Annotated in this window: 18 protein-coding genes and 1 tRNA gene; 11 read left to right on the top strand and 8 right to left on the bottom strand. The window is 62.2% G+C overall.

Features of this window, described 5'->3' with window-relative positions; genetic code table 11:
• The first annotated feature begins 6 nt into the window (after positions 1 to 6).
• The gene (locus ACZ5RT_RS10150) at positions 7 to 390 is read left to right on the top strand and encodes a DUF2237 family protein (RefSeq protein WP_464452362.1); all 384 of its coding nucleotides are present in this window, start codon (positions 7 to 9) and stop codon (positions 388 to 390) included.
• 151 nt (positions 391 to 541) lie between these two features.
• On the opposite strand, the gene ACZ5RT_RS10145 is transcribed toward ACZ5RT_RS10150, so the two are convergent.
• The 3 genes from ACZ5RT_RS10145 to ACZ5RT_RS10135 form a co-directional block, all read right to left on the bottom strand.
• A tRNA-Val gene (locus tag ACZ5RT_RS10145) sits at positions 542 to 618 on the bottom strand.
• Between the two features lie 62 nt (positions 619 to 680).
• Entirely contained in the window at positions 681 to 2,930 is a 2,250-nt protein-coding gene (locus tag ACZ5RT_RS10140) for a RelA/SpoT family protein (protein WP_464454213.1), read from the bottom strand.
• A 40-nt stretch (positions 2,931 to 2,970) separates the two neighbouring features.
• Positions 2,971 to 3,912 (bottom strand): alpha/beta fold hydrolase, encoded by a 942-nt coding sequence (locus tag ACZ5RT_RS10135; protein ID WP_464452361.1) that lies wholly within the window; start codon positions 3,910 to 3,912, stop codon positions 2,971 to 2,973.
• Positions 3,913 to 4,013: 101 nt separating this feature from the next.
• On the opposite strand from ACZ5RT_RS10135, the gene ACZ5RT_RS10130 reads away from it, so the two are divergent.
• From ACZ5RT_RS10130 to ACZ5RT_RS10120, 3 genes are read left to right on the top strand one after another with little or no spacing between them, the layout of a single operon-like run.
• The gene (locus ACZ5RT_RS10130) at positions 4,014 to 4,784 is read left to right on the top strand and encodes a 3-hydroxybutyrate dehydrogenase (RefSeq protein WP_108426848.1); all 771 of its coding nucleotides are present in this window, start codon (positions 4,014 to 4,016) and stop codon (positions 4,782 to 4,784) included.
• A gap of 4 nt (positions 4,785 to 4,788) precedes the next feature.
• Positions 4,789 to 5,520: an osmolarity response regulator transcription factor OmpR gene (gene ompR / locus ACZ5RT_RS10125; protein ID WP_464452360.1), complete on the top strand. Its 732-nt coding sequence runs from the start codon at positions 4,789 to 4,791 to the stop codon at positions 5,518 to 5,520.
• Positions 5,517 to 6,902 carry a sensor histidine kinase gene (locus tag ACZ5RT_RS10120; protein WP_464452359.1) on the top strand — a complete coding sequence of 462 codons (1,386 nt, stop codon included), beginning with the start codon at positions 5,517 to 5,519 and terminating at the stop codon, positions 6,900 to 6,902. The genes ompR and ACZ5RT_RS10120 overlap by 4 nt, the downstream gene beginning before the upstream one ends.
• A gap of 118 nt (positions 6,903 to 7,020) precedes the next feature.
• Here ACZ5RT_RS10120 and ispF read toward each other — a convergent pair whose 3' ends face one another.
• Positions 7,021 to 7,500, bottom strand: a complete 480-nt coding sequence (gene ispF, locus ACZ5RT_RS10115; protein WP_464452358.1) for a 2-C-methyl-D-erythritol 2,4-cyclodiphosphate synthase — start codon at positions 7,498 to 7,500, stop codon at positions 7,021 to 7,023.
• Entirely contained in the window at positions 7,497 to 8,222 is a 726-nt protein-coding gene (gene ispD / locus ACZ5RT_RS10110) for a 2-C-methyl-D-erythritol 4-phosphate cytidylyltransferase (protein WP_464452357.1), read from the bottom strand. Before ispD ends, ispF begins: the two co-directional genes overlap by 4 nt.
• A 339-nt stretch (positions 8,223 to 8,561) precedes the next feature.
• Between ispD and mfd the strand changes: the two genes are divergently transcribed.
• Both mfd and serB read left to right on the top strand, forming a co-directional pair.
• Positions 8,562 to 12,056 (top strand): transcription-repair coupling factor, encoded by a 3,495-nt coding sequence (gene mfd / locus ACZ5RT_RS10105; protein ID WP_464452356.1) that lies wholly within the window; start codon positions 8,562 to 8,564, stop codon positions 12,054 to 12,056.
• A gap of 32 nt (positions 12,057 to 12,088) precedes the next feature.
• Entirely contained in the window at positions 12,089 to 12,817 is a 729-nt protein-coding gene (gene serB / locus ACZ5RT_RS10100) for a phosphoserine phosphatase SerB (RefSeq protein WP_464452355.1), read from the top strand.
• Between the two features lie 173 nt (positions 12,818 to 12,990).
• Here the strand turns inward: serB and ACZ5RT_RS10095 are convergent, their stop codons facing one another.
• The 3 genes from ACZ5RT_RS10095 to ACZ5RT_RS10085 all read right to left on the bottom strand — a co-directional run bounded on the left by ACZ5RT_RS10095 (position 12,991) and on the right by ACZ5RT_RS10085 (position 15,343).
• The gene (locus tag ACZ5RT_RS10095) at positions 12,991 to 13,200 is read right to left on the bottom strand and encodes a DUF3820 family protein (RefSeq protein ID WP_191819405.1); all 210 of its coding nucleotides are present in this window, start codon (positions 13,198 to 13,200) and stop codon (positions 12,991 to 12,993) included.
• A gap of 10 nt (positions 13,201 to 13,210) precedes the next feature.
• Complete coding sequence (locus ACZ5RT_RS10090; protein ID WP_464452354.1) at positions 13,211 to 14,008, bottom strand: alpha/beta fold hydrolase; 798 nt, start codon at positions 14,006 to 14,008, stop codon at positions 13,211 to 13,213.
• 138 nt (positions 14,009 to 14,146) lie between these two features.
• Positions 14,147 to 15,343 (bottom strand): aminotransferase-like domain-containing protein, encoded by a 1,197-nt coding sequence (locus tag ACZ5RT_RS10085; protein WP_464452353.1) that lies wholly within the window; start codon positions 15,341 to 15,343, stop codon positions 14,147 to 14,149.
• Between the two features lie 54 nt (positions 15,344 to 15,397).
• Between ACZ5RT_RS10085 and nth the strand changes: the two genes are divergently transcribed.
• The 5 genes from nth to ACZ5RT_RS10060 all read left to right on the top strand — a co-directional run bounded on the left by nth (position 15,398) and on the right by ACZ5RT_RS10060 (position 20,495).
• Positions 15,398 to 16,030 carry an endonuclease III gene (gene nth, locus ACZ5RT_RS10080; RefSeq protein ID WP_464452352.1) on the top strand — a complete coding sequence of 211 codons (633 nt, stop codon included), beginning with the start codon at positions 15,398 to 15,400 and terminating at the stop codon, positions 16,028 to 16,030.
• A 301-nt stretch (positions 16,031 to 16,331) separates the two neighbouring features.
• On the top strand, positions 16,332 to 17,132 hold the full coding sequence (locus ACZ5RT_RS10075) for a DUF3348 family protein (RefSeq protein WP_464452351.1): 801 nt from the start codon (positions 16,332 to 16,334) through the stop codon (positions 17,130 to 17,132).
• Positions 17,129 to 19,279, top strand: coding sequence for a DUF802 domain-containing protein (locus ACZ5RT_RS10070; protein ID WP_464452350.1), 2,151 nt, complete (start codon positions 17,129 to 17,131; stop codon positions 19,277 to 19,279). Before ACZ5RT_RS10075 ends, ACZ5RT_RS10070 begins: the two co-directional genes overlap by 4 nt.
• A complete protein-coding gene (locus ACZ5RT_RS10065; protein ID WP_108426281.1) occupies positions 19,279 to 19,914 on the top strand; it encodes an OmpA family protein in 636 nt (211 codons plus the stop codon). Before ACZ5RT_RS10070 ends, ACZ5RT_RS10065 begins: the two co-directional genes overlap by 1 nt.
• Positions 19,911 to 20,495, top strand: coding sequence for a DUF2894 domain-containing protein (locus ACZ5RT_RS10060; RefSeq protein WP_291929393.1), 585 nt, complete (start codon positions 19,911 to 19,913; stop codon positions 20,493 to 20,495). Before ACZ5RT_RS10065 ends, ACZ5RT_RS10060 begins: the two co-directional genes overlap by 4 nt.
• The last annotated feature ends 14 nt before the right edge of the window (positions 20,496 to 20,509 follow it).

Here is a 20,509-nt window from a genome sequence, read left to right as displayed (position 1 = left end):
AAAATCATGAGCGACAACGCACGCAACGTCTTGGGGGAGGCGCTGGTCCCCTGCTCCTACGACCCGTTGACCGGGTACTACCGGGACGGTTGCTGCAACACGGACGAGCATGACCAGGGCAGCCATGTGGTGTGCGCGAAAGTCACGCAGGAATTTCTGGATTTTTCGCTGGCCCGGGGAAACGACCTCATCACCCCCCGCCGCGAATACCGCTTTGCCGGTTTGAAAGCGGGCGACCGTTGGTGCCTGTGCGCCACCCGCTGGAAAGAAGCCCTGGATGCTGGCGTTGCACCGCCCGTGGTGCTGGAGTGCACGCACGAACGTGCGCTGGACTTTGTGACGCTGGCGCAGTTGCAGTCACACGCCATCAAAGCCGTGGGCAAGCCTTAAAGACAAACTGTTCAGGCCCGCATGCACACTGGGTGGACCGCAAAGTGCATGCGAGTGGCGGAAAAGTGACCGAGATACGCTCAATTTGTGCGTATGGACGAAAAAAAAGCACCGGGCGTTTCCGCCAAGTGCTTGATTTTCCTACCGAATTTGGTAGGCGCGACTAGATTCGAACTAGCGACCCCCACCATGTCAAGGTGGTGCTCTAACCAACTGAGCTACGCGCCTGCTAAGCCTTGAATTATAGCGGGAAAAATTGCGTTTTCAGGGCGTGCTTCAATAAGACGTGCTCACCGCCTTCGTGCAGCCCGCACCCCCTTGACACTGCGCACGGTGCCCAGAACCTTGTTCAGGCGGGCGGCGTCGCCGATCTCCACCGTGAAGGTCATCCAGGCCGTGCCTTTGACGGACTGGGTTTGCACACCGATGACGTTCATCTTTTCTTTGGCAAACACTTCGGAGATGTCGCGCAGCAAGCCTTGCCGGTCAAAGGCTTCCACCGCCACGTCAACCGGGTACACCAAGGCATCTGCACCCTTGTGCTCACCCCAACGCACCTCGATCACACGCTCGCCATGGCGTGAGGCCAATTCGCGGAAGTTGCTGCAGTCCTGGCGGTGGATGCTCACGCCCTTGCCGCGCGTGACAAAGCCGCTGATCGCATCGGGCGGCGCAGGTTTGCAGCAGCGTGCCAGTTGTGTGAGCAAGGAATCCACCCCCACCACCAGCACGCCCGAGGGCGATTTGCGGGCCGCGACACCTTTGAACTTTTTCTGAAAATACTCATCCGGCTCCAGCGTAGGTTCGGGCGGGTTGAGCAGGACCTCGATGTTGCGCAGGGAGTATTCGTCCTTGCCCACCACCTCAAACAGCCCTTCGGCTGACTTGAAGCCCAGCTGTGTTGCCAGGTCCTCCAGGCGGATCGCGGTGCGCCCCAGGCGTTGCAGGAATTTCTCAACCGCTTCGCGCCCACGGGCCACGGTTTCGGCGATCACTTGCGCGTTGAACCAGGCGCGCACTTTGGCCCGCGCACGCGGACTGGCCAAAAAGCCCAGTTCCGGGTTGAGCCAGTCGCGCGACGGCCCGCCTTCCTTGATGGCGGTGATCTCGACCGTCTGGCCGTTGGCCAGCTGGGTGTTCAGCGGCACCATCGCCCCGTCCACCTTGGCACCCCGGCAGCGGTGACCCAGGTTGGTGTGCACGGTGTAGGCAAAGTCGATGGGCGTCGCGCCTTGCGGCAGCTCCACCACGGCCGCATCGGGCGTCAGCACATAAATGCGGTCGTCAAACAGGCCACCGCCCTGGTCATTGGCTTGTGCAGCCCCGGACAGGTCGCGCTCCCAAGCCAGCAGCTGGCGCAGCACGGCGATTTTGGTGTCGTATTCGCTGGTGGCCGACACCCCGGCGTAGCCTTTGGCCCCGGCCTCCTTGTAGGCCCAGTGCGCGGCCACGCCGTGCTCTGCGTGTTCATGCATGGCCCGGGTGCGGATTTGCACCTCGATGGGGCCCCCATCGGCATCGCGCACCACGGTGTGCAGCGACTGGTAGCCGTTGGCTTTGGGCTTGGCGATGTAGTCGTCAAACTCCTCGGCAATCGGCACAAAGTGCTCGTGCACCCAGCTGAGCACTTGGTAGCAGTCGGCCACGGTGGGCACCACCACGCGCAGTGCCCGGATGTCGAACACACGCTCAAAGGGCAAGGCCTTGCCGCGCATTTTGCGCACGATGCTGTAGATGTGTTTGGGCCGCCCCTCGACCGAGGCCTCAATGCCCTGGCTAGCCAAGGCCTGCTGCAGGCGTTCGCGCAGCGCCACCATGTAGCGCTCGCGCTCGGTGCGTTTTTCATCCAGCAGGCGGGCAATGTCCTTGTAAGTGGCAGGCTCCAAAAAACGGAAAGACAGGTCTTCCATTTCCCATTTGATCTGCCAGATACCCAAGCGGTTGGCCAAGGGCGCGAACACCTGCAGCGACTCGCTGGCCAAAGCCGGGGGCACGGGCAGCTTGATGGCGGCGTAATGGCGCAGGGTTTGCAAGCGCGAAGCCAGGCGCAGCATGACCACGCGCAAATCGCGGCTGAAAGCCAGCAGCATTTTGCGCACGTTCTCGGTCTGCATGCGGGGGCTCAGCGGCGTGTTGTCAGGGCCGTGCGTGCTCGATTCAGCTGCCCGAGACAAGCGTTGCACATGCACCAGCTGGTTGGTCTGCATGGCCAGTTGCGCCAAATGCGGGCCAAACGCCTTGGCGATCACCTCTTCCGGTTTGTTCAGGTGCGGGCAGGCATAGACCAAATAACTGGCCGCCTGCATGGCCACCGAGCCGCCAATGTCCGCCAGGATCGCGGTCACGGCATCGGCATGCGCCAGGATGTTTTCGCCCGTGTCCAGGGTTTCACCGGCAATCAGGGGTTCGGCAAAAGCACGGGCTTTGGCCAGCGTTTCGGCGGGATCAACCACCCCAGAGGCATCGGCCGTGGCCAGCATGACAGGGGGCAATGGCGGCGCGTGCAGACTGGACGCGTGCAAACGGGGGGCGGTCGCCATCGGGCTGGCGGAATGGCTGAATGTGGGGCTGACCATGGTGTCAAGGTCCAAGCAAGAACTTGGCCACCACTGCGATCTGGTCGTCCCCTGTCAGAGTGGGCGCGTGGCCAAAGCCGGGCCAGGTGTCTAGTCGGGCACAGGGGCCGCGTTGGGTCATCTGCAAGGCCGTTTCTGCGGTCAGCAAATCCGAGTCCTGCCCCCGAATCAAGAGGGTTTGCGCCTGGATCTGGTCATACAAAGTCCAGAGCATGGCTTCGCCAGCAGCGGCCGTTTCGGGGGTCATGGCCCTGACGGGCACGCCAATGGCCGGGTCGTAATGCAGGGTCAGTTGGCCATCGGTTCCTGGGCGCATCATGTGGTCCGACATCTCGCGCCAGACTTCGGGCAAGACCGGTCCGAAGCCTTGCGACAAGTCCCAGAGGGCTGCAGCAGCTTCATCGAGGTCGCGGTATTGACCGTACTGACCCACATAGCCTTGCATGCGCTGCACCGATGACCAGGTGATGGCCGGGCCCACATCATTGAGTACCAGGCGGCGAATGGGGCACGGCAAAGGCAGCCCGGGCTGCCCAGCCAGCACCATGCCAATCAGTCCGCCCATGCTGGTGCCCACCCAGTCCAAGGTTTGCAAGTGCCGGTCGGCCCCCAACTGCTGCTGAATCTGGCCCAGCATGGCCAGCATGTCGCCTGCATATTGCGGAATTTGGTAGTGGGCGGGATCACTCAGCCACTCGCTGCGCCCTCGCCCGGCCACATCGGGACAAATGACCTGCAGCGGCTCTGGACTTTGTGCGACCAGTGCTTGGGCCAGGCGATCAAAATCCCGGCCTTGGCGGGTCAGGCCATGCACGCACACCACCACACAGCGAGCTGTGGCTTCGCCCCAACGCCAAAAAGCCATGCGGTGCTGGCCCTCGGGGTGGGGACAAGTCACCCATTCGAGTTGGGGCGAGAGACGAGAGGCGTTGTGGATGGCAGTCATGACAATCGGAAACAATCTGGCGGCTTTGCCACTGAAACAGGTCGGTGACAGCGCCATAATGGACTTTTGAACATCCTAATTCATCTTTCGGAGTGGAAATCATGTTGCAAGGTAAAACAGCACTGGTCACGGGTTCAACCAGCGGTATCGGTCTGGGCATTGCCAAGGCTTTGGCCAAGCAAGGCGCCAACATTGTTTTGAACGGTTTTGGTGATGCCGAAGGCCCCAAGGCCGAGATTGCTGCCTTGGGCGTGAAAGTGGCTTACCACGGCGCCGACATGAGCAAAGCCAGCGAGATTGAAGCCATGATGAAGTTCGCCGCAGACACCTTTGGCCGCGTCGACATCCTGGTGAACAACGCGGGCATCCAACACGTTGCCCGCATCGAAGACTTCCCGGTTGAGCGCTGGGACGCCATCATCGCCATCAACTTGAGCAGCGCCTTCCACGCCACACGCCTGGCCCTGCCCGCCATGAAGGCCGCCAACTGGGGCCGCATCATCAACGTGGCCTCCATCCACGGCCTGGTGGGCTCTGCCGAAAAGTCGGCCTATGTGGCCGCCAAGCACGGTGTGGTGGGTCTGACCAAGGTCACCGCCCTCGAAAACGCCACCACAGGCGTGACCTGCAACGCGATTTGCCCCGGCTGGGTGTTGACACCGCTGGTGCAAAAACAGGTGGACGCCAAGGCTGCCGCCATGGGCTTGTCCAACGAAGAGGCCAAAAAAGTCCTGCTGCAAGAAAAAGAACCCTCCATGCAGTTCACCACACCCGAAGAGCTGGGCGAGCTGGCGGTCTTCTTCTGCTCGGCCGCGGGCAACAACGTGCGCGGCGTGGCCTGGAACATGGACGGCGGCTGGACCGCCCAGTAAAGCCATGAGTACTTCTGCACGCCTGGACAAGATCGTCATCGTTGACGACGACACCCGCATCCGCCATTTGTTGCGTCGATTTTTGTCGCCCGAGGGCTTCGATGTGCTGCTGGCCGAAGACGGTCGAGCCCTCGACCGCATCTTGCAACGCGAAACGATCGACCTGATCGTGCTCGACCTGATGCTGCCCGGCGAAGACGGTCTGAGCATTTGCAAGCGGCTGCGGGCCGCGGGCATGAAAACCCCGGTCATCATGCTCACCGCCAAAGGTGAAGACGTGGACCGCATCACGGGCCTGGAAATCGGGGCCGATGACTACCTGGGCAAGCCCTTTAACCCGCGCGAGTTGCTGGCGCGTATCCATGCGGTGTTGCGCCGCAGGCCCCAAGGCGAGGTGCCCGGCGCGCCCTCCTCGGGTGACCACGAAGTCATTGTGTTTGGCGCTTTTTCGCTGGACTTGGGCACCCGATCCCTGTCCAAAAACGGCCAGGACATGCCTTTGACGAGCGGCGAATTTGCCATGCTCAAAGCCCTGGCCCGCCACCCCAAGCAACCCCTGACACGCGACAAACTGGCCCAATTGGCCCGTGGCCGCGACTTCGAGCCGTTCGACCGGAGTCTGGACGTCCAGATTTCCAGGCTGCGCAAGATGATCGAGGCCGATCCCGCATCGCCCAAAATCATCCAGACCGTCTGGGGCGTCGGTTATGTCTTTGTGCCTGATGGGCAGCCGTGAACCCTGCAGAAATCACCTCGCCCGAAGGTGCCCAGCCCGATAAATCGCCGCGCAGGCTCAAACTGAGCCTGTTTTGGCGCACTTTCTTTTTGCTGGCCTTGCTGATCCTGTTCAGCAGCCTGGCTTGGCTGCAAATGTTTCGTACCCAAGAGTACGAGCCGCGCATCTTGCGCAATGCCCACCAAATTGCGACCGTCGTCAACCTGACCAAAACGGCCTTGATGCACTCGGATGCCATTGCCCGTGTCGCGCTGCTCAAAATGGTGGCCGACGAGGAAGACCTCAGCATCCTCATTCGAGAACCCAGCGACCGTGTGGTGCCTTATGGTGAATCCGACATGGAGAGCCGATTGGCGCAGGAAATGGCCAGACGACTCGGGCCGGACACCGTCATCGCATCACGGGTGAACGACGCCTCCGGTTTGTGGGTGGGCTTCAAGATCGAGCGAGACAGCTACTGGCTGCAAATGGACCCGGAGCGGCTTCGTCCCCTGGGCGGCTCGGCCTGGCTGACCTGGTTGGCCGTGACCTTGGCGCTGTCTTTGGCGGGGGCAGCCATCATGGCGGGCCTGATCAACCGCCCGCTTAAACGCTTGTCCTTTGCGGCGAGCCAAGTGCGCGAAGGCCACTTCAACACCTCGACCTTGGACGAAGACGCGGCCACCAGCGAAATCCGCGAGGTCAACATCGGCTTCAACCGCATGGCCGAACGCCTGGCCAAAATCGAGCAAGAGCGGGCCTTGATGCTGGCGGGCATCTCGCACGACTTGCGCACGCCCCTGGCCCGCTTGCGGCTGGAGACCGAGCTGAGCGTGGGCGATCCAGAAACCCGCGACTTGATGGCCGCCGACATCGCGCAACTCGACGCCATCATCGACAAATTCCTCGACTACGCCCGCCCTGAACCGACCGAGCTCGGTCCGGTGTTGCTGTCCGGCGTGATCAGCCGCAGCATCGCCCCCTGGCGCAACAACCCGCGCTTCGAAATCAGTGTGGACGTGGCAGAAGACCTGCAAGTCAAGGCCGAACAAGTGGAACTGTCTCGGGTGTTGTCGAACCTGCTGGAAAACGCCCGCCGCTATGGTCAAAGCCCCAGCGATGGCATCACGCGGGTCGAAATCGTCGCCCGGGTGCATGAGGGTTGGGTCCTGTTGCGTGTGCGCGACCAAGGCCCCGGGGTGTCTGATGAGGCCCTGAAAAACCTGACGCAACCGTTTTTCAGGGGCGACGCGGCCCGGACTTCGGCCACAGGCTCGGGCCTCGGCTTGGCCATTGTCGAGCGTTCGGTACAGCGCATGGGGGGCACGTTTTCGGTGTTCAACAACAGCGCGGGCGGCTTGATGGCCCTGATGAAGTTCAGGCAAGCGCACAACGAGGCTTGAGCCACAGCAGAAATTCGGCCGCAGGGGCGACCTCCTACAAAGTCAAAGCCAGGAAGTTGGGTCTTCGTGGGAGCGAGCGCCTGCTCGCGAATGTGCGATCACCAGCTCAAGCTTGCCATCAAGCCTTTTTCAGCAAAGCCACCGCACGCGCTTCGATGCTTTGGCCCATGCCCACAGGACCGAGTTTTTCGGCGGTCTTAGCCTTCACATTCACTTGGTCCGCTTGCACGCCCAACGCCTTGGCCACCCCGGCGTTGATCGCCGCCATGTGCGGGGCGAGTTTGGGGGCTTGCGCCACGATGGTGCTGTCCACATTCACCAGCTCCCAGCCTTGGGCGCGTACCCGGCGCATGGCCTCTTGCAACAACACCGACGAATCGGCGCCCTTGAACTGCGTGTCCGTGTCCGGAAAATGCCGCCCTATGTCGCCCAAGCCCGCAGCGCCCAGCACCGCATCGGTGATGGCGTGCAACAGCACATCGGCGTCTGAATGGCCTAGCAGGCCCGTGGTGTGGGGTATGACCACCCCACCCAAAATCAGCTGTCGCCCGGGCACCAAGGCGTGTACGTCCCAACCTTCGCCAATGCGGATGTTCATGTTCTGCCTTTCAAAACCGCCTCGGCAAACGCAAAGTCGGCCGAGTAGGTGACTTTCAAATTCTGGGCCGAGCCGGGCACCAGGCGGGGTGCCAAGCCCAGGCGCTCCATCGCGCTCGACTCGTCGGTGATGCCTGCAAACCCTGTGGCTGCCGCGTCTGCCAAGGCAGCATGCAAAGCGCCCAAACGGAACATTTGCGGCGTTTGCGCCAACCATTTGTCCTCACGCGGCACGGTGCTGGCCACGCGGGCAAGCTGCCCGTTCAGGGTGTGTGATTTCAAAGTGTCGGGCAGCGGCAAAGCCAGCAAACCGCCCACCGGGTCATCTTGGCAGGCTTCGATCAGTTTCGACACCGCCTCGGGGGTGACCAAGCAACGCGCTGCGTCGTGCACCAGCACCCAGTCTTGCGCCGCGACGCCTGCTGTCAGCATGGCACTCAGGCCGTTGAATACGCTCTCGGCCCGGGTCGCGCCACCGCAAGCCTCACGCCTGAAATGCGCAGGCCAACCGACTTGGGGCCATTTGAAATCATCACCCGGCGACAGAATCACCCAACCACTGGCCAGCTGCGGCACAAGGGCCAGCGCCTGCAGGGTGTGCAAAACCATGACTTGCCCAGCCACCATCTGGTATTGCTTGGGCATGGGGGTGCCCGCGCGGCTGCCCGTGCCCGCACAGGGCACCAAGGCATGGAAACGGGGAGAGGTAGGGGTCGACGACATGGACTTGAATTGTAGGAGGTCGCCCCGCGGCTGAATCGGTGGGCTTGTGGGAGGCTGCCCCTGCGGCCGAATGGTGGTTCGGCATAGGCGCCTGAGCCAGATCACACATTCGCGAGCAGGGGCTCGCTCCCACAAATTCCAGTCGATCACATTTGTGCCTCTGTGGGAGGCTGCCCCTGCGGCCGAATGTTTGATGCCCTAGCTTCGCTCATGCCCTTGGCCACTCTGGGGGCTATGCCGCAACGCTTCTACAATGATGCCGTCTGATCTTTTCTTCACCCCCCTCCTTTCTTGGCGGGGGGTGTTTTGCTTTTTTCATCGCCTTTGCCCATCGCCACCATGCAACTGCCAAGCCTCATTTCCGGCAAACGTTTCACCCTGCCCCGCCCTGCCGGATCGGCCGATGCCGTGCTGCTGGCCCAGCTGGCCGAGCGCGAAAAGAAAGCGGGCAAGCTCACCGCCATCGTCACCGCCGACGCGGCCGATGCCCAGCGCCTCATGGACGAGCTGGTGTTTTTTGCGCCCGATCTGCGTTGCGTGATGTTCCCCGACTGGGAAACCCTGCCCTACGACACTTTCTCGCCGCACCAAGACTTGATCAGCGAGCGTTTGGCCACGCTCTGGCGCATCAAGCAGCGCAACCATGCCGAGAGCGCAGACGTAGTGCTGGTGCCTGCCACCACGGCGCTGTACCGGCTGGCCCCGCCGTCCTTTTTGGCGGGCTACACCTTCGAGTTCAAGGTCAAGCAAAAGCTCGACGAAGCGCAATTGAAAGCCCAGCTCACGCTGGCGGGTTACTCGCATGTGAGCCAGGTGGTCAGCCCCGGCGAATACGCGGTGCGCGGCGGCTTGATCGACCTCTTCCCCATGGGCTCGCTGGTGCCTTACAGAGTGGACCTGTTCGACGACGAAATCGACAGCATCCGCACCTTTGACCCTGACAGCCAGCGCAGCCTCTACCCCGTGCCCGAGGTGCGTCTGCTGCCCGGCCGCGAGTTCCCGATGGACGAGGCGGCGCGTGCGCGGTTCCGCAGCCGCTGGCGCGAACTGCTCGAAGGTGACCCGACCAAGAGCCGCATTTACAAAGACATGGGCAACGGCGTGGCCACGGCGGGCATCGAGTACTACCTGCCGCTGTTTTTTGAAGAAACCGCCACGGTGTTCGACTACCTGGGAGCTGGCCAGGCCGATGCCGCCACCGTGGTGCTGCACGGCGATCTGGAACCCGCCTTTCAGCGCTTTTGGCAAGACACCCGCGACCGCTACCGCCTGGTGCAGGGCGACCCCGAGCGGCCCGTGCTGCCGCCCGATGCGCTGTTTTTGAGTGCGGAGCAGTTCTACACCCTGACCAACGGCCACGCCCAACTGGCCCTGCGTGCTGGTACGCAAGACGTGCCCGACAACACCCTCGCCCAGCCCCTGCCCGAACTCACCGTGGTGCGCGGGGCAGAAGACCCGCTGGCCAGGTTGCAAGCGCACATCCGCAGCAGCGCCAGCCGCGTGCTGATCCTGGCCGAGAGCGATGGCCGCCGCGAAAGCCTGCTCGACTTCGTGCGATCGAGTGGCCTCACGCCGCCGGTGTTTGACAGCCTGCAAGAGTTTTTGGCCAGCGACGAAAAGGTGGGCATGGCCACCGCCGCGCTCACCAGCGGTTTCCACTGGTTTGAAAAAGACATCGACCTCGTCACCGAAACCGAACTTTTCGCGGCAGGGGCTGTCACCCGCCGCCGCAAAAAGCAGGAACAAGTCAGCGATGTGGAAGCGCTGATCAAAGACCTGAGCGAGCTGAACGTGGGCGACCCGGTGGTGCACAGCGCGCACGGCATCGGCCGCTACCGGGGTCTGGTCAACATGGACATGGGCCAAAAAAACGAAGACGGCACGCCCGCCCTGCAGGAATTTTTGCACCTGGAATACGCCGACAAGGCCACGCTCTATGTGCCCGTGAGCCAGCTGCAACTGATTGGCCGCTACACGGGCGTGAGCGCCGACGAAGCGCCGCTGCACAAGCTGGGCAGTGGCCAATGGGAAAAAGCCAAACGCAAGGCCGCCGAGCAGGTGCGTGACGCCGCCGCCGAGTTGCTCAACATCTACGCCCGCCGCGCCGCACGCGAAGGGCACCCCTTCCGTTACAGCCCGCAAGACTACGAGACCTTTGCCAACGACTTCGGCTTTGAAGAAACCGCCGACCAAAAGGCCGCCATCCACTGCGTGATTCAAGACATGATCAGCCCCCGCCCCATGGACCGCCTGGTCTGCGGCGATGTGGGCTTTGGCAAGACCGAGGTGGCCCTGCGGGCCGCTTTTGTGGCCGTGACGGGCGGCAAACAGGTCGCCCTGCTGGCGCCCACTACGCTGCTGGCCGAGCAGCACTACCAGACGCTCAAAGACCGCTTTGCCAAATGGCCTGTCAAGGTGGCCGAAGTCTCGCGCTTTCGGTCGGGCAAAGAAGTCACCGCAGCACTCAAAGGCATTGCCGACGGCACGGTGGACATCGTGGTCGGCACGCACAAGCTGCTGAGCGAATCCACCAAGTTCCACGACCTGGGCCTGCTCATCATCGACGAAGAGCACCGCTTTGGCGTGCGCCACAAAGAGGCCATGAAAGCCCTGCGGGCCGAGGTCGATGTGCTCACACTCACCGCCACCCCCATCCCCCGCACCATGGGCATGGCGCTGGAGGGCTTGCGCGATTTGAGCGTGATTGCGACCGCACCGCAACGCCGCCTGGCGATCAAGACCTTTGTGCGCAACGAAGGCACGGGCGTGATCCGCGAGGCGGTGCTGCGCGAACTCAAACGCGGCGGCCAGTGCTACTTTTTGCACAACGAGGTCGAGACCATCGAGAACCGCAAGCAAAAGCTCGAAGAAATCTTGCCCGAAGCCCGCATCGCCGTGGCCCACGGCCAGATGCCCGAACGCGAGCTGGAGCGCGTGATGCGCGACTTTGTGGCCCAGCGCTACAACATCTTGCTGTGCTCGACCATCATCGAGACCGGCATCGACGTGCCCACGGCCAACACCATCGTGATCTCTCGCGCCGACAAGTTCGGCCTGGCCCAGCTGCACCAGCTGCGCGGGCGCGTGGGCCGATCGCACCACCAAGCCTATGCCTATTTGATGGTGCCCGAGATCGAAGGCCTGACCAAACAAGCCGCCCAGCGGCTGGACGCGATCCAGCAAATGGAAGAACTGGGCAGCGGCTTTTATTTGGCCATGCACGACCTGGAGATCCGTGGTGCGGGCGAGGTGCTGGGCGAAAACCAGAGCGGCAACATGCTCGAAGTGGGCTTTCAGCTCTACAACGAAATGCTGTCCGAAGCGGTGCGCAGCCTCAAAGCAGGCAAAGAGCCCGATTTGCTCAGCCCCCTGTCGGTCACCACCGACATCAACCTGCACGCCCCCGCCCTGCTGCCCAACGACTACTGCGGCGACGTGCATCTGCGCCTGAGCTTTTACAAAAAGCTGGCCACCGCCAAAACCAGCGACCAAATCGACGCCTTGCTCGAAGAGCTGGTGGACCGCTTTGGCAAGCTGCCCCCGCAAGCGCAAACCCTGGTGGATGTGCACCGCCTGCGGGTGCTGACCCAGCCGTATGGCGTGATCAAGGTCGATGCCGCCCCGGGCGTGATCCAAATTACCTTCAAGCCCAACCCACCCGTGGACCCCATGGCCATCATCGGCCTGATCCAGAAGAACAAACACATCAAGCTGGCGGGCAACGACAAAATCCGCATCGAACGCGAACTGCCCGACCCCAAGGCAAGAGCGCAGATGGTGCGGGATGTGCTGCGGAGTTTGGGGCAACCCAAGACCGAAACCGCTGCAGCCTGAGCCCATTCAACGATCTTCGATAATCCTGACCCATGACCACCGCCACCGCCTCCCCCACCGAGTTCGCCCCCGGCCTCGCCATTCAAGGTTTCACCGCCCCCCTGTCACTGTCCCAGTTCAAGCTCATCGCGTTTGACATGGACTCCACGCTCATCAGCATCGAGTGCATCGACGAGATTGCCGATGCCGTGGGCCGCAAGGCCGAGGTGGCCGCCATCACCGAAGCGGCGATGCGCGGCGAGATCACCGACTTCAAAGAAAGCCTGCGTCGACGCCTGGCCCTGCTCAAAGGCGTCACGCTGGCCGACATGGAACGTGTCTACACCGAGCGCCTGAAAATCAACCCCGGCGCGGCCGAGTTGATCGCGGCTTGCCAAAAGGCGGGCATGAAGGTGCTGTTGGTGTCAGGCGGCTTCACCTTTTTCGCGGACCGCGTGAAAGAGCGCCTGAACATCGACTTTGCCCGCTCCAACCGACTTGAAGTGGTGAACGGTGAACTCACGGGCGACCTGGTCATGCAAAGCTGGGGCGACATTTGCGATGGCGCCGAGAAGCGCCGAACCATGCTCGAAGTGGCGTCGCTGCTGGGCATCGAGCCGCACGAATGCATCGCTGTCGGCGATGGTGCCAACGACCTGCCGATGATGGGCGCAGCCGGTTTGTCGGTGGCTTACCACGCCAAACCCAAGGTCCGCGAGCAAGCCATGGTCGCCATTCAAGAAGGCGGCTTGGATCGGCTGCTGGAAGTCGTCAGGCCTTGAGTTCAAGCTGGCATGGACCCCGCATCAAGTGCGGGGTGACAGTCATGAGAAAGTCGCTTTACTGACCTAGGACATGCAGGACTTGGCCATCTCATGCCGGACTAACCCATGTCATGCCGGACTAACCCATGTCATGCCGGACTTGATCCGGCATCCATGCATGACCGAGCGCATCATCGGCGCAAGGGCCGCAGCAGGTCTTTCAGCCCGTTGTGGTCAATCTCCTGCATCAGCTGCAGCAAGCGGCCCACTTCGCCCTTGGGGAAGCCCTCCCTGGCAAACCAGTTGAGGTAGTTTCCGGGCAAGTCGGCGATCAGCACACCCTTGTGTTTGCCAAAGGGCATGGGGGTGTTGACGAGTTTGAGCAGGTCTTCGGCTTGCATGCCTGCACCCTCAAGCCCCGCCCCACAGCCATTCACGCACACGGGCATGGAAGGCCTCCGGCCGCGAGACCATGACCCAATGCCCGCAAGGCAAACCTTGCACCACGCAGCCGGGCGTGGCGGCGACTTTCTCCAGCCATTTGGAAGAATGGAACATGAAGGGCTTGCGCTCGCCATAAACAAACAGCAGCGGCATCGGCAATTTGATTTGCGCGGCGCCTTTGAACCCACCCGCCGTGCCAAACCATTGCATGGCGTAGGGGTAGTTCATCTTGTGGGTGATGCGCTCGGGCTCGGTCGGGCAGCGTAGCCAGCTGGCCATGGCACGGGTCATGCGGGTGCCCAGACTGCCGCCGATCTGCCACGCCAGCGCCAGCCAGAGCTGGTAGCCCATGACAGACAGCTTTTCCTTCAGGCCCCACTCTCGCAACAAAGCACTTGAGTTGTGATCGCCCACGTCCACCGCCACCACACGGGCCACGCGCTCGGGGTAGCGCATGGCGAATTCATAGCCAAACACGCAGCCCCAGTCGTGCAGCATCAGGGTCACGGGGCGCTCAGGGCTGATGCGGTCCACGATCTGGCGCAGCAGCTGGCACATGTCTTCGAGACCCGTGGCCGAAGGGCCACTTTCAAAACCGGGCAGCGTCAGGCGGGCACAGGTGGCGTTGTCTTGCAGGGCTGCCACGGTGCCATCCCACAAGGCACGGGTGTCCGGCCAGCCGTGCAGCATGAGGATGACTTCGTCGCCCTGCCCTTGCAGCCAGACTTCGGTGCCGTTGATGGTGATGCAGCGTTCTTGATTCATGTTGGCCTCAATTCAAAGCCACGGCTTGGCTGCTGTGGGAGGCTGCCCCTGCAGCCGAATGCTTTTGATGGCATGGCAAGCATTCGCGAGCGGGAGCTCACTCCCACAGAGAACTTGCCCTCACCCGGGATCGTCAAATCACAGCGCCTTGGCCAGGCGCGAGACGCCTTCAAGAATCTTGTCTTCACCCACCGTGGCAAAACTCAGGCGGAAGGTGGCGTGGTCGGGGTTGGCGCAGAAAAACGGTGTGCCCGGTACAAAGGCCACGCCCTGCTCGATGGCGCGTTTGGCATACGCGTTGCCATCCGCCACCTTGCCACCCGCACCCGTGAGGCGCGCCCAGACGAACAGGCCGCCCTGAGGCTGGACAAACTCGACCGCATCGCCAAGCTCCTTGCGCAAGGCATCGCCCATGGTTTGGGCACGTTGGGCATACACCGCACGCACCTTGTCCAGCGTGGCGGGCATGCGACCGGCTTTCAGATATTGCGCCGCCGTGGCCTGGGCAAAGGTGCTGGTGTGCGCGTCGCTGAATTGCTTGCACATGGTGGCTTTGCCCAGCAATTCGGCGGGTGCGATCATCCAACCCACGCGCAGGCCGGGCGACAGCACTTTGGACAGCGAGCCGCAATGCACCAGCAGCTCGCGGCTGCCGGGCACCGAGGCGCTCATGGCCAGCAGGCTGGGCGGTGGGGCCTCACCAAAATACAAATCGCCATAAGGGTCGTCTTCGACGATCAGGGTCTGGTGCTTGACGGCCATCTCCAGCACCTGCTTGCGGCGCTCGGCGCTGAGCAAGGCGCCGCTGGGGTTGCCAAAGGTCGGGATCAGGTAGACGAATTTCGGCTTGTGCTCCGCGATCAGTTTTTCCAGCTCGTCGGTTTTCACACCATGACCGTCCACCGGGGCGCTGATGAGCTCGGCCCCATACAAGCGGAAGCACTGGATGGTGGCGAGGAAGGTCGGACCCTCCACGATCACCTTGTCGCCAGGGCTGATCATGGTTTTGCCAATCAAATCCAGCCCTTGCTGACTGCCCGTGGTCACGATCAGCTGGTCTGCGGCCACGTCTTTGGCACCCTTTTGGCCCATGAACTGGGCCAATTGCTCGCGCAGCGGGCCAAAGCCTTCGGTCGCGCCGTATTGCAGCGCGGCACCTGGGTCTTGGCTCAGGGCCGCGTTGCTGGCTTCGCGGATGCCGTCCACGTCAAACATGGCGCTGTCGGGAAAGCCGCCTGCAAAGCTGATGATGCCTGGCTTGCCCAAAAGCTTGAAAAGCTCGCGGATGGCGGAGGTTTCGACGTTGTTCAGGCGATCGGCAAATTGCAAAGGCATGGTGTATCTTCCCGTGTTGACTTGGCCGTCATTTTGCCAACTTCTGGACACCCCATGAAACCCGCACAGATCGAATCCTTCTTTGCCACCCTGCAAGCCGCCAACCCCATGCCCGTGACCGAGCTGGAATACACCAGCGTGTTCGAGCTGCTGGCCGCCGTGCTGCTGTCGGCCCAGGCCACCGATGTGGGCGTGAACAAGGCCACGCGCAAACTCTTCCCGGTGGCGGGTACGCCGCAAAAGATCCTGGATCTGGGCTTGGCAGGTCTGGAGAGCTACATCAAGACCATTGGCCTGTACCGCAGCAAAGCCAAGCACCTGATGGAAACCTGCCGGATTTTGGTAGAGCAACACGGCGGGCAGGTGCCCCGCACGCGCGAAGCCCTCGAAGCCTTGCCCGGCGTCGGCCGCAAAACCGCCAATGTGGTGCTCAACTCGGCTTTTGGGGAAGCGACCATGGCGGTGGACACGCACATCTTTCGCCTGGGTAACCGCACGAGCCTCGCCCCGGGCAAAACGCCTTTGGAAGTGGAGCAAAAGCTGCTCAAACGCATTCCGGCCAAATACCTGGTCGATGCGCACCACTGGCTGATCCTGCACGGGCGCTATGTGTGCCAAGCCCGCAAACCGCTGTGCGGGCAGTGTGCGGTGGCGGCGTTTTGTGATTTCAAACACAAGGTTTTGTGAAAAGCGGGGACGTGGATACCCGCATGCGCGGGTATGACCAAAATACTTGCGACCACTCTGTTTCGTCACCCCCGACCTGATCGGGGGTCAATGACTTCTGCTGCCATGGATACCCGCGTTCGCGGGTATGACAAAGTGGTTTTTCCAGTCGTCTGGTCTTTATTTCGTCACCCCCGACTTGATCGGGGGTCCATGCCTTCGACGGGTAAAATCACAATTTTGCTGAATCGGTTGTTCCCACCAGGGCAGCCTTCCCCCGAGCCACGCCGCTCTGCTTTTTCGTATCCCAAAACACCCACCCATGACGCGCCCCTCGCCGCGTGCCCATTTCAACAGCTCCCGATTGGTGCGTTTTTTGACGGAAAACGCCCTGCTGGAGGCTGCGCGGTCTGAGGACGATGTCGGACAGAGACTGGGCGATTGGCTCAATTTTCGCCAGGCCATCGCCTTGCATGGCGTGCTCAACCCGGAATCCCCGGTGGAGCAAGCGCCGCACATGCGCCGTGCCGCCCCGATGTCCGGCGAAGCCCTGAGCCGACATGTGGAAAAAGTGCGGGCGCAATTGGAGCAATCGATCCTGCAGGGGGCACCGCCGGGCTCGGGTTTGACACGGATTGAGATGCCCCCGGCTGAGCTGGACGAGCCCATCGATCCCAAAACGGCTTTTGAGCCATACCGGCGGTTCTATGCCGCCCACCAAAGGCAAATGGAAAGCACCTTGCAGACCTTGCGTGCTCAAGTGCGTGCGCAACTGGCCAAAGGCTCCAGCGCCTTGCAGCAACTGGCCACGCTCGACGCAGCTTTTGAAAACATCCTCGCCGAGCGTGAGGCCGCTTTGCTGGCCAAAGTGGCCAAGTTGCACGAAAAACGCTTTGCACAAGCCGTCAAGGCGCACACCAAGCGACAGGCCCAAGCCATCCAGCAGGTCGGCGCTGACGCTGATCCCGCAGACAACACCGCCCTGTTGAGCCCAACAGCCCCCTGGCTCATGCCATTGCGCCAAGCCATGCGCATGGCTTTGCTGGCAGAACTTGACACACGCTTGCAACCCACGCTGGGCTTGCTCGAAGCGTTCAACCAAGAAAACCCACAACAACCATGAAACGTTATTCCTTCCTGATCGCCTTTGCGCTTGGTGTCTTGGCGCTGGTCTGGGTCGCTGCATCGGTGGCGGCCAGTCACCCGCTGGTTCTGGCCATGACGGTCTGCATTGGCGCGGTTTATGTCTTTGGCGCGATGGAGTTGCGCCAGTACCGCGCTACCACCCAGGCTTTGAATCAGGCATTGACGTCAATCCCGCAAGACCTTCAAAGCCTCAGCGACTGGCTGATCACCTTGCCCGCCGGGCTGCAAAATCCGGTGCGTCAACGTGTCGAGGGTGAGCGAGCAGGTCTGCCCGGTCCGGCCCTCACGCCTTATCTGGTCGGGCTCTTGGTCATGCTGGGCATGTTGGGGACCTTCCTGGGCATGGTCGTCACCCTCAATGGAGCCGTGTTTGCGCTGGAGGGCTCCAGCAATGTGGCCGGTATCCGTGCTGCCTTTTCAGAGCCGATCAAAGGCCTGGGTCTCGCGTTTGGCACCTCGGTGGCAGGTGTGGCCACCTCGGCCATGCTGGGCCTGATGAGCAGTCTGGCCCGCCGCGAACGGGCACAGGCCACCCAAGTTCTGGACACCTGCACGGCAACCACCCTGCGTGGTTTTTCTCTGGTGCACCAGCGGCAAGAAACCTTCAAAGCGCTGCAGCAACAATCGCAAGCCCTGCCGCAGGTGGTACAGCAGCTGCAGACCCTGATGGCCCAAATGGCCGACACCAGCCAGCAACTGAACGAGCGTTTGCTGGCCAACCAGCAAAGCTTTCACCAGGAAGTCAAATCCGCCTACACAGGGCTGGCCCAGTCGGTTGACCAATCGTTGCGCAGCAGTCTGAGCCAGAGCCTCCAGCTCGCCAGCGAGGGCATTCGCCCGGTGGTGCAAGCCAGCATGACGCAACTGGCCGAGCAAGCCCAGGGCATGAACGAGCGCCTGCTGCACAACACGCAACAGCAACTGAGCCAGCTCAACGACCAAATGGCGAGCCTGGCCGCCGCCTTGGCGCAGACCAGCACCGAGACACTGACGCGCCACGAGCAAGCCAGCAGCCACATGACCGAACGCGTCGGTCAGACGCTGGATGTGTTCAGCCAGAATTTCGAGCGCAGCGCCCGGGCCTTGGTTGACCAGGTCAGCGCCGCACAGACCCAGCAGCAGGCCCTGCAAAGCAGCGCCGACCAGCAGCGTCTGCAAGCTTGGCAGGCCTCGCTGGAGCAGATGGCCGCATCGCTGCGCGATCAATGGCAAAGCACGGGTGCGCAGACCCTGGCGCAGCAGCAAGCCATCTGCGACACCCTGAGCCGCACCGCGCAAGACATCACCACCCACACCCAAGCTCAGGCCACACAGACTTTGGCAGAAATCACACGCCTCGTGGCCAGCAGCGAAGCGCTGATGCGCGAGCGCATCGCATCGGAGGCGCAATGGACAGCAGGACACCAGCAACGTGCCGAAGAACTGGCCGCAGTGCTACGCCAGGAGCTGTCGGCCCTGCGGGATGCCGAAGACGTGCGGGGTCAGACCGCCGTGGCCCGCCTGGCCGAACTGCAAACAGCGGTGACCACACACCTGACCACGCTGGGCACCGCGCTGGAAGAGCCCATCACCCGCCTGATCGAAACCGCCTCTGAGGCGCCCAAAGCCGCGGCCGAAGTCATTGGGCAGTTGCGTCAGGAAATCTCGGTCAGCGTGGCGCGTGACAACGCCTTGCTCGAAGAACGCACCCGCATTCTGGGCACACTCAGCACCTTGCTGGACGCGATCAACCATGCATCGACCGAGCAGCGTGGCGTGATTGACGCCATGGTCACGGCCAGCCAGGCATCGCTGAACCAAACCAGCGGCCAGTTCCATGAACACGTGGCGGCCGAGACGGGCAAGCTGAGCGACATGGCTGCGCAAGTCACGGCCAGCGCGGTGGACGTGGCCAGCCTGGGTGAAACCTTTGGCTTTGCGGTGCGTTCGTTCACCGAAACCAACGAGAAACTCATGGCCAACCTGCAGCGCATCGAGCAGGCCATCGAAAAATCCATGACGCGCAGCGACGAACAGCTGGCTTATTACGTGGCGCAGGCCCGTGAAATGATCGACCTGAGCATCGGCAGCCAGAAAGACGTGCTGGAAGCCTTGCAGCAACGCCAAGCCGAAGGAGCTGCTTGATGCTGGAACTGGAAGCCGAGAGCGAATCCACCACGCCCACCTGGATCTCGTTCGCCGACTTGATGACCGGCCTGCTGGGCGCGTTTGTTCTGCTGCTGGTGGGGGTGATGGCGGCGCAACTGGACATGGCGTCCAAGCTCGAAGACGAGGTGCAAAAGCGCCAAGTCGAAGAACAAAAACGCCTGTCGCTGGAGCAAGCCCTGGCTATTCCGCTGGCCAGTGGCCGCATCACCTTGAACAACGGCCGCATCGGCATCAGCGGCAAGCTGCTCTTTGAGTTGAATTCCGACAAGCTCGAACCCGAAGGGCGCCAGCTGCTCAAAAGCCTGGTGGTGCCCCTGCGCAGCTACCTGCAGTCGCGGGACGAAATGCTGATGGTCAGCGGTTTCACCGACGACAAGGCGGTTGGCAGCCGCAACCGGCAGTTTGCAGACAACTGGGAGCTGTCGGCCCAACGTGCCCTCACGGTGACACGCACCTTGATCGAAGAAGGCATGCCTTCGTCACTGCTGTTTGCGGCGGCCTTTGGCCAAGAGCAACCTTTGGTGGCCAACACCAACGAGAAAGCCCGAGCCCAGAACCGCCGCGTGGAAATGGCCCCGGTGCCCAAAGCGGCCAACGCAGCCAAGCCATGAACCCAGCCGCACCTGCCCTGCCAGACCTTGACGCCTTGCGCGCCTCGGGTGCTGCGCGGGTGGATGCGGTCGGCTGGCATTACATCGAAGCATTGAACCAGCGCATGCAAGCGCTGTCCGGCCCTGCGCAGTTGTTGCTCCTGGCCAAACTGCAAGAGGCTGTCCAGCGTTTGGAAGCACGGATGAGCACTGCGTGCGAGCCCCATGCAGCGCCTGCAGCGATGCCCTCCCCCTTGGCCACGCTGCTGCAAGACATGCGCTCGAAAAATGCCCCGCAAGCGGGTGGCAAAACACCAGGGTGGCCATCCGAAAATCCGCGCATCCAGCAGTTCCGAAAGCAGCTGAGCAAGATCAGCGTGCAAAAGCAGGTCAGCCAGGCCATCGCCCAGGCCCCGCAAAACGCAGGCCCCATCAATTCGCACATGTTGGTGCTGCGCTCGCTGGGCCTGATGCGCGACCTCTCGCCGGACTACCTCAACCGTTTCATGGCGCATGTGGACACACTGCTGTGCCTGGATGACGCCGACAAGGGCAAGTTGATGCCCAAAAAAACGACCCTCCCCGCCAAAACCCGTCCATAAGTCAGAGGGTCTTT

It is taken from the genome of Limnohabitans sp. TEGF003, from assembly GCF_055395455.1.
Note: the sequence above shows the minus strand (reverse complement) of the source record. Positions and strands in the feature narration are given on the sequence as shown.